At 50.6% G+C, this 15713-nt stretch carries 11 protein-coding genes; 6 read left to right on the top strand and 5 right to left on the bottom strand.

Annotated features, from left to right (window positions below; translation table 11 throughout):
* Nucleotides 1–33: 33 nt before the first annotated feature.
* Both KHA84_RS11345 and KHA84_RS11340 read left to right on the top strand, forming a co-directional pair.
* Nucleotides 34–876 carry a gluconate 2-dehydrogenase subunit 3 family protein gene (locus tag KHA84_RS11345; protein ID WP_213423636.1) on the top strand — a complete coding sequence of 281 codons (843 nt, stop codon included), beginning with the start codon at nucleotides 34–36 and terminating at the stop codon, nucleotides 874–876.
* Nucleotides 877–895: 19 nt separating this feature from the next.
* Entirely contained in the window at nucleotides 896–2650 is a 1755-nt protein-coding gene (locus tag KHA84_RS11340) for a GMC family oxidoreductase (RefSeq protein WP_213423635.1), read from the top strand.
* Nucleotides 2651–2744: 94 nt separating this feature from the next.
* On the opposite strand, the gene ahpF is transcribed toward KHA84_RS11340, so the two are convergent.
* Nucleotides 2745–4295 (bottom strand): alkyl hydroperoxide reductase subunit F, encoded by a 1551-nt coding sequence (gene ahpF / locus KHA84_RS11335; RefSeq protein WP_213423634.1) that lies wholly within the window; start codon nucleotides 4293–4295, stop codon nucleotides 2745–2747.
* An 11-nt stretch (nucleotides 4296–4306) separates the two neighbouring features.
* Nucleotides 4307–4876 (bottom strand): alkyl hydroperoxide reductase subunit C, encoded by a 570-nt coding sequence (gene ahpC / locus KHA84_RS11330; protein WP_213423633.1) that lies wholly within the window; start codon nucleotides 4874–4876, stop codon nucleotides 4307–4309.
* A gap of 740 nt (nucleotides 4877–5616) precedes the next feature.
* Here ahpC and KHA84_RS11325 point away from each other — a divergent pair.
* The gene (locus KHA84_RS11325; protein WP_213423632.1) at nucleotides 5617–6333 is read left to right on the top strand and encodes a 3-ketoacyl-ACP reductase; all 717 of its coding nucleotides are present in this window, start codon (nucleotides 5617–5619) and stop codon (nucleotides 6331–6333) included.
* An 82-nt stretch (nucleotides 6334–6415) separates the two neighbouring features.
* On the opposite strand, the gene KHA84_RS11320 is transcribed toward KHA84_RS11325, so the two are convergent.
* Both KHA84_RS11320 and KHA84_RS11315 read right to left on the bottom strand, forming a co-directional pair.
* Complete coding sequence (locus KHA84_RS11320; protein WP_213423631.1) at nucleotides 6416–7108, bottom strand: SDR family oxidoreductase; 693 nt, start codon at nucleotides 7106–7108, stop codon at nucleotides 6416–6418.
* Nucleotides 7109–7304: 196 nt separating this feature from the next.
* Nucleotides 7305–8357 (bottom strand): YkvI family membrane protein, encoded by a 1053-nt coding sequence (locus KHA84_RS11315; RefSeq protein ID WP_213423630.1) that lies wholly within the window; start codon nucleotides 8355–8357, stop codon nucleotides 7305–7307.
* A gap of 268 nt (nucleotides 8358–8625) precedes the next feature.
* On the opposite strand from KHA84_RS11315, the gene hpaB reads away from it, so the two are divergent.
* The 3 genes from hpaB (at nucleotide 8626) to KHA84_RS11300 (ending at nucleotide 11422) form a co-directional block, all read left to right on the top strand.
* Nucleotides 8626–10077 carry a 4-hydroxyphenylacetate 3-monooxygenase, oxygenase component gene (gene hpaB, locus KHA84_RS11310; RefSeq protein WP_213423629.1) on the top strand — a complete coding sequence of 484 codons (1452 nt, stop codon included), beginning with the start codon at nucleotides 8626–8628 and terminating at the stop codon, nucleotides 10075–10077.
* A complete protein-coding gene (locus tag KHA84_RS11305; protein ID WP_213423628.1) occupies nucleotides 10074–10565 on the top strand; it encodes a hypothetical protein in 492 nt (163 codons plus the stop codon). Before hpaB ends, KHA84_RS11305 begins: the two co-directional genes overlap by 4 nt.
* A gap of 140 nt (nucleotides 10566–10705) precedes the next feature.
* A complete protein-coding gene (locus KHA84_RS11300) occupies nucleotides 10706–11422 on the top strand; it encodes an FAD-dependent oxidoreductase (protein ID WP_213423627.1) in 717 nt (238 codons plus the stop codon).
* Between the two features lie 56 nt (nucleotides 11423–11478).
* On the opposite strand, the gene KHA84_RS11295 is transcribed toward KHA84_RS11300, so the two are convergent.
* On the bottom strand, nucleotides 11479–15681 hold the full coding sequence (locus KHA84_RS11295) for a tetratricopeptide repeat protein (protein WP_213423626.1): 4203 nt from the start codon (nucleotides 15679–15681) through the stop codon (nucleotides 11479–11481).
* Nucleotides 15682–15713 lie beyond the last annotated feature (32 nt).

Genomic DNA, 15713 nt, shown 5'->3' with positions numbered 1-15713 from the left:
CTGGCATTTATCCATTAAAAGGAGGCATGTGAAATGGCAGACTCTAAGCAGCCGGAAAAGAAAGGCATGGACCGGAGAGATTTCCTCAAAAGTTCAGGTCTGCTGGCGGGGGGACTTCTCGGCGGCGGATTGCTCGGAAGCCTGATTACGAATGAAGTAAAAGATTCAGGACAAAAAGGCGACAGCGGGAAAGGCAAGGACACAGTAAATTTAAATGACACCCGTATTTTCTTCAGCCGCCAGGAAGACTTTGATATTCTCGCCGCGGCGACGGAGCGCATCTTCCCTGAAGACAGCAATGGCCCAGGGGCAATCGGTCTTGGCGTCCCCTATTTTATCGATCGCCAGCTGATCGGTGAGTGGGGAATGAACACAAATGAGTATATGAAAGCACCTTTCTATAATATCAAGCAGGCCAACGAATACGAAGATATGAGCAAAACCTCCGAGGGTCGGGATGAACAAGGCCCGAACTCCGAGACGCTCATTTCGCTGCCGTCGCCGCGCTACCAGACCCGGATGACCCGCGCAGAGATGTTCGTCGTCGGAGTTCGCGCGATCGACCATGCAGCCCGGCAGAAATTTGATGCCGGTTTCAAGGATCTCGAACCGGAACAGCAGGATGAAATTCTGACGATGTTCGAAAATGATGAAGCCGAGATGACGGGCGTTTCTTCCGCAACGTTCTTTAATACGCTCGTACAGGCAACGATCGAAGGGGCTTATTCAGACCCTGTTTATGGCGGCAACCGCAATATGGATGGCTGGAGGATGCTGGAATATCCAGGACCACGGGCAACCTATGCCGATCAGATCGAACCGGATGAGTTCATCGTGCTGGAGCCCAAGAATCTCAGGGATTATCACGGCCATTAATTTTTTAGGAGGGGTCAACTTGGCAATTAAACTAGAGAAGGTCGATGTCGTCGTCGTGGGCAGCGGTTGGGCTGGCGGCGTAGTGGCTGCAGAGACAGCCAAGGCCGGCCATAAAGTGGTCGTGCTGGAAAGAGGAAAAAGGCAGAACCGCTCCGACTTTATCGGCGCAAAAGATGAATTGCGCTATACGAACCGTTTCGACATGATGCAGAAACTGTCGTCCGAAACCATCACGTCACGTGTCAATATTGATGACGTGGCACTGCCCGTCCGAACCCAGCAAGAAATGATGGTCGGAGACGATCTTGGGGGCGGAAGCGTGCACTGGGCCGGTTCCACTTACCGTTGGAGGGCGTATGACTTTGAAATCCGTTCCAAGACCATCGAACGGTACGGAGAAGATAAAATCCCTAAGGACAGCACCATCCAGGACTGGGGCATTACATACGAAGAGATGGAGCCTTATTACGATAAATGGGAGAAGACGGCCGGTGTATCGGGCGAACCCGACCCGCTAGGCGATCCGAGGAAAAACGACTGGCCGAATCCTCCTTTAAAGGAAACCCCGGCCCTTAAACTGTTTAAGAAAGCGGCAAAAAGTCTCGGCTACCATCCGTATCAGCTGGCTGCCTGCAACTTGTCACAAGCCTATACCAACCCGGACGGGGAAAATATGAACCCGTGCATGTATTGCTCGTACTGCACCATGTACGGATGTGACTTCAGCGCGAAGTCAGACCCGATCGCAACCGTCATCCCGACAGCACAAAAAACCGGAAACGCCGAATTCCGGACGGACGCGCTTGTTCGCCGCGTCCTCTATGAAGGAGACAAAGCAACCGGTGTCCTCTACACGGATGTCCTGACAGGGGCCGAATATGAGCAGCCTGCGGACGTTGTCGTCCTAGCGGCATTTACGTTTTCCAACAACCGGCTTCTGATGCTGTCCGGGATCGGCGAACCCTACGATCCGAAAACCCGCAAAGGCATCATCGGCAAAAACTTTGCAATCCAGGGGGACATCACCTTCCTAGGGGCCAGAGGATTTTTCGAGGATAAAAAGTTCAACCTGTATGCGGGTGCCGGAGCACTTGGCGCCGGACTCAGCGACTTCGACGCGGATCTGTTTGACCATACTGACCTTGATTTCATCCACGGCGGCGGAATCGAACTGCGCCAGTACGGTTATGGTGCGATCGGCCTGAATCATGTCCCGAAAGGCACCAAGAGATGGGGTGCCGAATACAAGGAGAAGTCTATCCACTATGCCTACCGGAACCTGATGGTCTGGTACACACCGGCGGTCCTCTCCTATTGGCACAACTACCTGAGCCTGGACCCGACATACAAGGATGACTTCGGGGATCCTCTTCTCCGAGTCACGAACAAATACACCGATCAGGAACGCAACATCGCGAAGTTCGGAATCGAGAAATGCGCAGAGATCGTGGAAGCGATGGGAGCGGACATCATCGACAAAGACAGCGTTGCCGACGATGAAGAGTTCGATCATATCTACTCCGGCGGCCACTATACCGGCGGCGTGATCATGGGGCCGGACAAGGAATCATCCGCGGTCAACACGTACCTCCAGATGTGGGACATGGAAAACCTGTTTGTTGTCGGCGGCTCCGCCTTCCCTCACTTCGGAAGCCACCACCCGACACCGACCATCGGCGCACTCGGCTACCGGGCCTCGGAAGGCATCATCAAGTATCTGAAAGACGGCGGCGGCCAACTCGTCCAATCGAAAAGCCTGGCCGGCCAAGCCTAAATCTAACATCCCGCAGCGCCGTCGAACGGACGGCAACTGCGGGATGTTTTTGGATATAAAAAAGAGAGCAGGATGAACCTGCTCCCCGTAAATATTATGCTTTTGCCGTCTCTACCTGGCTGCGGACGATGTAATCGAACGCGCTCAGGGATGCAGTGGCACCCGCGCCCATCGAGATGATGATCTGCTTGAACGCGCTGTCCGAGCAGTCTCCTGCCGCGAACACGCCAGGCACGTTGGTTGCGCCGCGCTTGTCGACCACGATCTCGCCGAACTTGTTGCGTTCAACCGAGTCGCCGAGCCAGTCCGTATTCGGCACGAGGCCGATCTGGACAAAGACGCCCGACAGTTCGACATGCTTTTCTTCGCCGGTTTCCCGGTCGATGTAGGTGATGCCGTCCACCTTATCAGTGCCTGTGATTTCCGTCGTCTGGGCGTTTTTCACGACCGTGACGTTCGGCAGGCTGTAAAGGCGTTCCTGAAGGACAGAATCCGCTCTCAGCTCGGAACCGAACTCGAGGACTGTCACGTGGTTCGTGATGCCCGCGAGGTCGATTGCCGCCTCGATCCCGGAGTTGCCGCCGCCGACAACAGCGACGTCCTTGCCTTCGAACAGCGGACCGTCACAGTGCGGGCAGTAAGCCACGCCTTTGTTGCGGAATTCCGCTTCGCCCGGCACGCCGATATTGCGCCAGCGCGCACCGGTCGCGAGGATGACAGACTTGCTCTTCAGGACCGCGCCGTTTTCCAGCTCGATCTCGACGAGGTCCTTTTTCTCGAGGCGCTTTGCGCGCTGAAGGTTCATCACGTCGACGTTATACTCTTTGACATGCTCTTCAAGGCTTGCCGCGAGTTTCGGGCCTTCGGTACGCTTTACGCTGATGAAGTTCTCGATCGCTGCCGTGTCCAGGATCTGTCCGCCAAATCGCTCGGCGACGATGCCTGTACGGATGCCCTTGCGCGCCGCGTAGATTGCCGCGCTCGCGCCGGCAGGGCCGCCGCCGACAACGAGGACATCAAACGGTTCTTTGTTTTCGAATTCGGAAGCGTCTGCTGTGCTTCCGAGTTCTGCGAGGATTTCCTCGATCGTCTTGCGTCCGTTCGTGAACGGCTCGCCGTTCAGATATACGGTCGGAACCGCCATGATGTTCTTGCTTTCAACTTCTTCCTTGAACACCGCTCCGTCCACCATCGTGTGGGTGATGTTCGGGTTCAGGACACTCATCGTGTTGAGTGCCTGCACCACTTCAGGGCAGTTCTGGCAAGTCAGGCTGATGTAGGAAACGAAGTGAAGCTCATCTTTGATGTTCTTCACTTGCTTGACCACTTTCTCATCCACTTTCGGCGCACGTCCGCTTACCTGAAGGAGTGCGAGGACGAGGGAAGTGAATTCATGGCCAAGTGGCGTTCCGGCGAAGACGATGCCGGTTTCTTCACCGGGACGATCCACGGTAAAGCTCGGCGTACGATCCAGCTCAGCCTGTTCCACTTTAATGCGGGAAGACATGGCTGCCAGCTCGTCGGTCAGATCGGTCATTTCCTTGGATGCTTTATCAGTTCCCGCGCTGACCTTGAGGACGACGTCGCCTTCCATCAGTTCGAGATACTGCGCAAGCTGCTGCTTGATTTGTGCATCTAATGCCATGTTATCTCTCCTTAAATCTTACCTACGAGGTCAAGGCTCGGCTTCAGTGTTTCTTCGCCTTCCTGCCATTTTGCAGGGCAGACTTCGCCTGGGTTGTTGCGGACGTATTGGGCCGCTTTGACCTTGTTTACGAGTGTGCTCGCGTCACGGCCGATGCCGCCAGCGTTGATTTCAGCTGCCTGTACGACGCCATCCGGATCGATGATGAATGTGCCGCGCTGTGCAAGGCCTTCTTCTTCATCAAGAACATCGAAGCTGCGGGTGATCTTCTGGGAAGGGTCACCGATCATGACGTACTCCAGTGTGCTGATCGCTTCGGAATGATCGTGCCATGCTTTGTGCGTGAAGTGAGTGTCCGTCGAAACAGAGTAAACTTCAACATCCAGTTCTTTCAGTGTTGCATACTCTTTCTGAAGGTCGCTCAGTTCAGTCGGGCATACAAATGTGAAGTCAGCCGGGTAGAAGCAAACGATGCTCCATTTGCCCTTCATGCTTTCGTCTGTTACCTCGATGAATTCGCCTGTGCCCGCGTGGTACGCGTTAGCCTTGAATGGTTCGATTGTTTTACCGATGAGAGACATAGTGAAATTCCTCCTGTTTTAGATGTTTTTATAGTTGTTCAGGTACTGCGTGAGTATCAGCTTGCCCTACTTAACTATAATTATTCTAATCACATATTCATTATTATATAGACCTCAAGTTAAGTCAACTGATAACCTTCCCATTGGTCATTTGACGCAATTTGTTCCGTATGGTGAGTAAAATCAAGGGATTTCGCTCTTCGTTGAGTTTTGGTTGCGCTTGGCCAGGATGACAAGGCAGGGTCTAATTTTCTCAATATACATAATATTTTATCATTAGTCTATCCCCATTCCCTTCCATTATACAAACTATTTTCTCTAATGAGAATGCAGCGAGGCGAATGTTCACAGAAAGCTCTTAAAGAGATGTCTATTAGAGATAGAAGAATACAGATACCTCCTGACAGATGGTACAGATTGTATATTCAAGATGTAGCATAACTGGTAGCAAACAACTTAAACGGAGCTTCTTCCAATCAAAGAATTGATTCGATATGAGTTTGGCTGCCCCTGTTGTTGCTCAGTGCCTGTGCACAGTCTGGCCTTACAGCTGAAAATAATGCCGAAGAAGCCGCATCCGAAACCGGAAAGGCAGCGGCTGGAACTGCAGCAGGAACTGACCGGTAAAGGCTGGATGACGTTAATTAATTGACCAATAAAAGGCGTTTAGCTACCAAAACAATCGCCCCTTATCGTACACTTTAAGTTGTTCTCATTAACATTGGAGAGGAGCAACATACATGCAAGAAATCTCAAATAAAGTGGCACTGATTACAGGGGCCGGCCGTGGTATCGGCCGTGCAACCGCCATCGCTTTTGCAAAGGAAGGCATCCATGTCGGCCTGGTCGGCCGCACGCCAGAAAATCTTCAGAAAGTGGCAGATGAAATAAAAGAGTACGGTGTAAAGGTCGCATTTGCCGCGGCAGACATTTCGGATCTTGAGTCCGTTACAACTGCTGTCGAATCGATCCGGGGCGAACTCGGTCCGATCGATATCCTCGTCAACAACGCCGGCATTTCGAAGTTCGGCGGATTCCTGGATCTGACACCGGAAGAATGGACCAAGATCATCGACGTCAACGTGAAAGGCGTCTACTACACCACGCGCGCCGTGCTCCCTGAAATGCTGGAGCGAAACACCGGCGACATCATCAACATCTCCTCCACTGCCGGCCAGAAAGGCGCGCCGGTAACGAGTGCCTATTCGGCTTCGAAAGCAGCCGTCATCGGCATGAGCGAGTCGCTGATGCTGGAAGTCCGTAAGAAAAACATCCGTGTGACTACACTGACACCGAGCACAGTTGCCACAGACATGGCGGTCGAACTCAACCTGACCGACGGCAACCCGGAAAAAGTCATGCAGCCGGAAGACCTGGCAGAGCTCATGGTGGCCCAGCTTAAACTGCATCCTCGTGTCGTGCTGAAACATGCCGGACTCTGGTCGACGAACCCGTAACAAAAACAACAGCAGCCCCCCTGGCAACTGCGAGCAGTTGCCAGGGGGGCTTATTCATCTTAATGAGGTGGATTGCCTAACCTCAGAAACTATTCTTGATCACGACTTCCTTCACATTCAGGTTCCTGCGTGTTTTGATATTCGCGATAATGATGTCTGCGATATCATCCGGATCCATCAGGTTTGCAATTTCCTCCTCTGTGTAGATGCCGTCCCAAAATTCCGACTTCATCCCGCCCATATAAGCCGCAAAGAGCCGTACACGGCTTTCTTCCAATTCAAGCTGCAGGCTTTCCGTAAAGCCCCGCACACCGAACTTGCTCGCGGAATATACGGACTCGGTCGCTTTTCCGTCGAGACCGGCTGTCGAGACGATATTGGCAATCATGCCCTGGTCTCTTTTTTTCATTTCCGGCAGCACAGCCTGAGTACAGAATATGGTCCCTTTCAGGTTGATATCGATCATCTGATGGACGGCCGATTCGTCAAGATTCTCTGCAAGGTCAAAAACGCCGATGCCGGCATTGTTAATCAGCAAATCGACCGGCCCAAGGGTTTCCGCTATGGTACGGAACACCCGGTCCACCTCTTGCTTCGATGACACGTCCACTTCATAAATGGTATGGCTGTTTTCTAATCCATCAGCCGTCCGCTCCAGCTTTGCCCTTGTCCGGCCAAGCAGGCACACATGACTGCCGGCATCCGAGTACCGTTTAGCGAGAGATGCTCCGAGCCCGCTGCCGGCGCCTGTGATGACTACAACTGATTGATTCATATAGCTCACGTCCTTTGGTTGCGATTTCTTCCTTCCTAATCTTACAGGAAAAGACGGGATAAATCCGGCAATTGAAGAGATGTCCTCTGCGATAGTGTCGGCATAGGACCTATCTTGGAATACCTGTACATGGAGTAGCCTAAGAGTCTTATCGCTGATAAAACCTCCTCATTTGATGAGGAGGTTTTATCAACGTTTATTTCCCTTCCCGCTTCAACTTGAACGGCGCATAGATCAGCGCAACAATCAGGAACAGGCCCAAGTAGCCGATCAGGGAATAAAACTTGGCAACCAAAGTTGTGAAGCCGACAAAGCTCAAGACGAATCCGATGGCCAACGTGATAATCGTGGCGATGTGGGCTTTTCTCGTCTCCATTTCAAAGAATCTGGCGACAAACCCGTAGAACATGCCGAGTGCCGTGTTGAAAACCATTCCGAAAAGCACGATGGCCATGAAGACTGCAAGAATCGGCGAAATGTCTTCTACTATTTTTAACAATGGAAGGTCGTACGAGGCCACGGTTTCAATCTCGGCGAAAATCGCCAAGTGAGAAAGGATGATCATGATCCCGATCGCAAGCCCGCCAAGAAGGCCGCCGATTCCCGCAATGCGCGGGCTCTTTTCAGATCCTCCTGTCACCAGCGCCATCCCCGCTCCGACTGCAATGTTAAAGGATACGTAATTGATGGCTGAGACAAACCAATTTGGAAACGACTTGTCCTGGCTTTCCGCAACAGGATTGAGCGTGGCAAATGAGGCGTCCATCGTGCTCAGGCTGTACACTGAAATGATGATGATGAAGATCAAGAGAAACGGCGAGATGCTTGCGATGACGCCAATCACTTTGTCGACCTTCATCATCATGGCCAATGCGACAAGGACCGTCATGACCAGGCTTCCGATAAAGACGGGGAGCCCGAACTGCTGGTTGAGCGTGGAGCCCGCTCCGGCAATCATCACAACGCCGACCCCGAATAAGGTAAAAATGATAATGGCATCCACGATGACGCCAAGGTAGCGTCCGCTGATTTTATAAATGGCCGTTTTATGCGATTCCGCCTTCAGTTTGCTCCCGATGTTCGTCAAGACCATTCCGAGATAAGCGAACAGTGCCGTCGAGAGCACTGCGGCAATGGTCCCCTTGTACCCAAAGCTTGTAAAGTACTGCAATACTTCTTGTCCGGATGCAAACCCTGCACCCACGATGACGCCGACAAAAGCGCCGGCGATTTTCAGAATCCTCAACATGGTGAAATCCCCATTTTTCTTAGTGTTTTTATGTACAATCCGACCGGTTGGCAGATTTCCTATATTCAGTTTAACAATACACAGCGACATTCAAATAGTTCAATTCTCACAACCTTAATTATATCTTCCGTTTTTTGCAATACCGCAGTCGCCGTGATCATCGTGAAGAGCGGCTGCATATCATTAAAACAGGCGATTCGCCTTACCTGCCTGATGAGAAATGTACAGGTACCTTACATAAATTGTGAAGACCGACGGGAGGGAACGCGTGGGGGCAATTGACGGAAAAACGTACGTGAACCGGATAAACCAACTGAACAACGAAGTTTGGTTGGATGGCAAGAAAGTGGAAGGGCTCATTTCTCAGCACCCTGTGTTTAAAGGAATTCTTCATGAAAAGGCTGCGCTGTACGATTTGCAGCTAAACCCCCAATACCAAAATGACATGACCTTCCTGTCTCCGGACACCGGCAGCCGGATCGGGCTGTCGTATTTGCAGCCAAAAAGCATTGAGGAATTAATCAAGAAGCGGAAAGCGTCGGAACTGTGGGCAAGACAGACACACGGAATGATGGGGAGAAGCCCGGATTATTTGAACACTGTCCTGATGAGCTTTGCTTCTTCCGCAAGCTTTCTGGAGGGAAAAGAAAACTGCTTTCCGGAAAACCTGACCGCTTTCTATAAGCTTGCCAGAGAAAAGGACTTATCGTTCACTCATACATTTATCAGCCCCCAGGTAAACCGCTCCCAGATTTATATTGAAAACAGCAAAGAGCCTATTGCATTGAAAGTCGTCAAAGTGAAGGATGACGGAATCATTGTTAAAGGAGCGCGACTGCTTGCGACACAGGGCGGACTGACCGATGAAGTGCTCGTTGTTAGTGTAGGCAGGTTTTTATTTAATGAAGACGAAGCATTCGCGTTCTCCATTCCCTCCAATACCGAGGGATTGAAATTCATCTGCCGCGACACCTTCATGGGAGGCACGTCCCGTTTTGATCATCCTTTAAGTTCGCGCTTTGAGGAAATGGATACCATTGTCGCGTTCGACAACGTCCTGGTTCCATGGAATCGCGTGTTTTATTTTAATAACGGTGAGGTAGCGGAAGAATTCATCACACAAAGTTCTTTTCATGCATTTGCCAAACATCAGGTCATCACGAGGCAGATTGCCAAAACCGAATTCCTCTTAGGCGTGGCACAGTTGCTTGTTGAAACCATCAAAGTCAGTGACTATCCGCATATCCAGGAGAAAATCACCGAGATCATGGTTGGCCTCGAAACGATGAGGGCGCTGCTGGAGAAAGCGGAAAATGGCGCCGCCCCTGATGAGTATGGGGTGATGCGCCCCAATGTGCTCCCGCTGAATGTGGCAAGTGTAACGTTCCCTAAACTGTATCCCCGGTTTACTGAAATTATTCAAATCATGGGTGCCAGCGGAATGATTACGTTGCCGACCGAAAAGGCGTTTCACTCACCCATCAGAAAGGACCTGGACCAGTACCTCCAAGGTGCAACGAAGCCAGCCGAAGAACGGGTCAAAGTGTTCCGATTGGCCTGGGATCTGACCATGAGTTCGTTCGGGACCAGGGAAACGCAATATGAACGGTACTTTTTTGGTGACCCGGTCCGACTCGCCAGCCAGTTTTATAAGGACTTCCCTAAAGAGCCGTATGCAGATGCAGTCAGTGATTTTCTGGGATTTGGAGGCGTCGAATGACGAACTTTTATTCATTTCACGGAACAGTCACGGCAATCAGCGATTTTAACCCGGGCTTTAACAGGGGTTGTTTTAAATTATTTACCGTTGAAAATGGCATGGGGTCCATCGTCAATTTCGTGGTAACCCCATCCACTTACTTCGTGGATCACGAAATCATTCTCGTGGGAGACCGCGTGACCGGCTATTACAATGGAGATTTGCCGGTGATCCTGATCTATCCTCCTCAATATCAGGCGCTGGTCATTGTGAAAGATAACCCCAACCAAAACTTCAAGGTGGATCACTTCGACAATCAATTGATGAGCAGTGATGGCAACCTGAAACTTAATTTATCCTCCGAGACCCAAATCCTTTTAACCAACGGTCAACCTTTTTCGCGATATCCGGGAAACCATGATCTGATTGTCCATTATGGTCCGACAACCCGCAGCATCCCTGCCCAGACTGTGCCGTACCGGATTATTGTGCTGTGTTTAACTTCATAAATTCATGTCCCCTCAGCGACTGCTTCCGGTCGCTGAGGGGATTTCTGGTTCGTTTAAATGAAAACAATCAATTGAGAATAGTTATCAATTAATGTATAGTGAAAGCAGCGAGACATCTTTTATAAAGAGGAGAATTGACCGTGCAAATATACTGGACCAAGATTAATCAGATCATTGATGAAACACCTGAGGTCAAAACCTATATGCTCGACCTACCGGAAGGCTTTACCTGGGAAGAAGGTTCCCACACCCACCTGGCGCTGAAAGGTTTCAATGCCGGCGATAAGCCGAATAAAAGCCTGGTCCGCCATATGTCCATCTCCACGTTGCCGCACGAAGAGTCAATTGGGATTACTACACGCATCCGGGAGCAATGCTCAGAGTACAAATCAATTCTGAGAAACCTCAAAGCCGGCGATGAAGTAGCCTTGTTTAAGACACATTCCAATGTTCCGCTGAAGCGGGAAAACAAAAACGTTTATCTGCTGTCATCCGGAGTCGGCCTGGCCACCTTCAGACCGCTTGTGCTTGAATACCTCGAGCGGTCTGACAACGTCAGCCAAATCCATTCCCTCAATATCGATTCAACAAAGGACTTCTTATTCACGGATGTCTTTGAATCTGCACCGGAGAAAAAGTTCACGGCACAGTTCGTTGACCGACGTGAAGACTACTATGAAGAAGTGAAAAAGCTGGCAGCCGACCGGGACGGACTTTTCTATATTGTCGGCAGCGATGAGTTCCTTTCACAAAACATTGACGTCTTGCGGGCACAGGGCATCCAGCAGAAACAGATCATGCTGGATAAACGGGAAAAAGGACGGGCAATTTTTTTCCCGGATGAATTGCCGGTTTAATCGACCCAAGGAAAAGGCCTCTCACCATTCAGCGAATGGTTGAGAGGCCTTTTCCTTCACCCTTCCCTTACGAGAGGAAAATGTCCGGCTTGCTTCAATGGTTCAAGATCTTCGTCGTCATGCGACAACTCCAGAAACATTTCTTCTTCGTCCAGTTCGAACACTCTTTCCAGTTGCCGGGATGATTCTTCAAAACGTCCGAGCAATGATAGATAGCACGCCCGATTGTATTGGAAGAACAGATCATCCGGATGAAGGGCAGTGGCATGCTCGATGCAGTGAAGCGCTTCATGCGTCTTGTCCTGCATCCGGTAAATGATTCCAAGCTCATTCCAGACATCGGGATCTTCCGGTGCCTGCTCAATCGCTTTCTTCATCGCTTGCTCTGCTTTTGGATATTGCTCCATTTCCGAATATATTTTACCCAGGAAGAAGTATGCATTCTCGGTCGCCGGATCGAGTTTTAAGCATTCCAGATAGGCGCCTTCAGCTTTCGGATAGTCCCCCTGCAAGAACAGGGAGAACCCAAGCTGGAATACATATTCCGGTTCCTGATGACGGCTTTGCAGCTGATGCAAGAGAGACTGCGCCTTCAACAGATGCCGCTCCCGCTTCTTCTCACTGAATGTCTCCTGCTCATGGATATACAACAAAACAAGTTTATAGGCAAGGTCGTCATCCCAATGATGAGAAAGGGCAGTTTCCAGGGTTTTGATTGCATCCCCGACAAGGAAGGCTGCCATGTAAAAGTCCGCGAACCAGACTGCGGCCTGGATATTCTCCCTGTCCTTTTGGATGGCAGTTTCATAGAGGTCGATCAAGACGCCCAGCTGCAGGGTGGTTTGTGCAGCCCCGATCCACTTTTTGAAAACCCCTTGTTTCTCGTTCTGCTCGGCCAGCAAAGGAACGACCACTTTTTCCAGAGCAGCGGCGCTGTACATCAATGCCGTGCTGATTTCCTGTGCTGGGAGCTTCAGTGCCCCAAGCTGGGTTTTCAGCTTGCCCAATGATTTCCCGTGGAAGAATTCAATAAGCGTTTCATAGAATTCCTGTTCGTCAGCATGATTTTCTATCAGCTGCAGCAGAAGCTTACGGGCCTGCTTTTGTTCCCCTTTCCTGAACAGGAACTTGGCCTGCTGATGAAGCAGGTGGGGCATTTCCGGTGAAGCTTCCAATGCTTTGGCCAGATACTCTTCCTCCCGGTCCAATTGGCCAAGCTTCCCGTAAATGGTCGCCATGCTATCGTACAGGAAAGCTTCATCAAACGTTTCCATATCCAGACCTTTGATGTCGCTTAGAAACTTCCGAAGCTGTTGCTGATCCATCAGGCCGGCAGCCATTTCCACCGGGATGGCATACGGATTGACCTTAAATGCTTCCAATAAATAATGAAGCTCTTCATGCTGATTCCCCGTTTTGTTCGCAACGGAAGCAAGGTCCAGGAAAGCCTGCTCATTGGAAGGATCCAGCTTCAGAACCCGTTTATAGTAGAGGATGGCCTGTTCATTGTCTTCCATCTTGAAATGGACGTCTCCCAGCCTGGACAATGTCTGAATCTCCTCTTTACGTTCCAGTGCCTCTTCCAAATACTTTTTTGCCTTTCCGTAATGGCCGCTATCCCCATAAAGGACGCCCGCATGGAAGAGGAACAGGCGATTATCCTCTTTACCGTTGCGCCCATCTTCTAGAAATTTGATCCCTCTCCTGTAAGAAAGGGAATCCCGGATCAGTCCGGTATAGAGCTCGAGCGCTTCATGGAGGCTTGTTCCGGCCATTCGGATGCCTTCTTCCATGAAGGCAAGCCCCTGCTCCATGTATGTGCCCGGGTCCTCCGACTGGCCGGCAGCTTCACAGATCAAGTTTCCTCCATTAATCAGGAAATCATGACTGCCGCCGAACCGTTCCTTCAGTCCGTTCATGGTCATAAAGAATTCATCAAGGTTTCCTTCTTCTTTGATCAGGTTCGCCAGGCTCACCCATGCTTCCGGGTTCTCAGGCTCCTTCTCCGTCGCTTTTGTGTAATACGATCGGGCCATTTCAAGGTTCTTTGAACGTTCGCCAAGTTCCCCCATCTCTACAAGCAGCAGATAAGCGTTTCCTGTGGCTTCCAGACCTTTCCTAAGCGTTGCTTCACCCGCTCCGGCATCTTCATGAACCAGTTCATAAATAAGAGCGAGTTCCCGATAAGGCTGAGGATTGGCCGGTTCCAGGGAAATGGCGACTGCAAAACCTCTTTTTGCTTGATGATATCGATCAAGCTGCAGATCGCAGCGCGCTCTCTCATACCAGATATGGGCGCTGTTCTTTTTGATACGGAGGGCTTTTGTAAAGCAGTTCCTGGCTTCCTCATACCGTCCCGCATCAAACAGGATGATGCCGTGATTGACCAATGCAAAGTCATCGGCGCCATTGATATCAAGTGCGATTTCAGATAGCCGCAGCCCTTCAGATAAATCCCCGGCATGGGAAACAGAAATCGCCTGGTATGACCAAAGACTGGAATCAGCAGGTTCCAACTCGGCCGCCCTGCGGAACTCTCCCGCAGCTTGCTGAAACTCCCCTTTATCGGCGCTAAGCCTTCCCAACAGATACCAATAGGTTGAAATACGGGAGCCGCCTGTCATGCCCTCAAGCACGTTTCTCGCCAGATCCCCCTCATTTGCCTGGACATACGCCAATGCTGTAACCAGATCACGGTAGACAGAATCAGAAAGCGTCTGTTTCAGTACCTGAATCATGCCGTCCAGCATGTTTTTATCAGTCATGCGGGAAAGGTATTTTGCGCTATAGATCGCCACAATCGGATGTTCCATATGAACCCTGAGGAATTCAGTGTCTTCCAAGCTCAGCGGCTGGTCACAGTTTTCTGTTAGAAGCAGCATCCTGCCGGCAATCTCATGCTCGCTTTCATCCAGGAATTCAAGTTTGTCCTTCTCACTGACCGGCAGAACCGCCAACGACAATGCATGGTTATTTCCGAATTCCTTGTCCAGCTCCTCATAATCCACGGTATGCACCTCACGGAAATTCGGATCCTGCACGGTGAACACTTCAAGATGATCATCATATCCGGTAAGCACCTGGACGTGTGATTCAATCGGATAATCAATTGTAATCAGAACACCCGCTCCCAGATCGACCAGCTTCTTATAGCGTTCTTCATTTCCGTGGAAAAGGACGCTGTGATATCCCGTCTCCCTGAAAAAGCTGATCACTTTGGACACCTGGGAACCGTTATTTTCAAAAATCGCTTCGGCTATTTCATCCTGGGTGATTTCGGCCGAAAACATGCTGAGGAGCATTTCAGCACTGGCCGGCAGACAGTAGTTATAATTTTGGACAACTTGCCTGTAGGACAGTTGTTTCGCAAGATGTGCTTTACTGCTGCTGAACCTTTTAAAGAGTGTGTCCTGCCGGAGTTCAGGATGAGCCGTGAGAAACTGCTCGAGTTCCCCCCAACTTTGTTCTTTATAGAAGCTGACCGCTTCGTAAAACCCGAACAGCTTGCGGTAGTCATGAAACGGGGAGATCTTATTGAGCACGGCAATGGTTTCCCGCATTTCTGGCCAATATTTTTGCGCGTATAGAATCCTGATTTTTTCGGCCAGCAGCTTTGGACAGAACGGATACTCGTTCAGGCCTTCGTTAACGGCCAGTTCCGCTTTCCTGTAGTCTCCACGCAAACTGTAATGTTGCGCGAGAACCGCATAAGCAATCTCACCGTTTTTCTCGTCCTGTTTTCCATCCTCCAGAAGCTGGACCGCTTCCGCCCATTCACCCCGGTAGAGATAATAATAAGACTCCCTGATCGCCATTGATTCTGTTGTCACTTCGGCGCATTTCTCCAGGTATTGACATCCCTCGTTGAATCGGCGCATCCGGATCAGAAGGTCGGCCATGTTGAAATACAGTTTTTCTGCTGTTTTGGCAGGCAGATCACTCTTCTCCAGCTTCTTTAGAAGCTCTTCAGCTTCAATCAGCTTGTTTTCATCGATCAATTCCTGGCAATACCAGATCAGTGTGTTCGGCGTCTTCAGCTTCCTGTGACTGTACCGGGCAACAATTCTACCCCAGCGGCTCATCAGTGCGGCGTCCATGATGGTCAGAATCTCCTGGATCGTTTCCTCGGGCTGATCCAGGAACTCGCGGATTGCAGAAAGCTTGACCGGTTCCGGATTTTGGAAGGCTTCCGCTAAGAGCGTTAAGGCATCTTGATATTGATGCATATCAAGCAACTGGGTGATCTGTTTTGTGTTCATCCTTTTCTCCTCGGTGTAGGTAATGTTTTTGT

The sequence above is a fragment of the Bhargavaea massiliensis genome (assembly GCF_018390575.1).
GTDB lineage: Bacteria > Bacillota > Bacilli > Bacillales_A > Planococcaceae > Bhargavaea > Bhargavaea massiliensis.
This window is presented reverse-complemented; position numbering and strand designations above follow the sequence as displayed.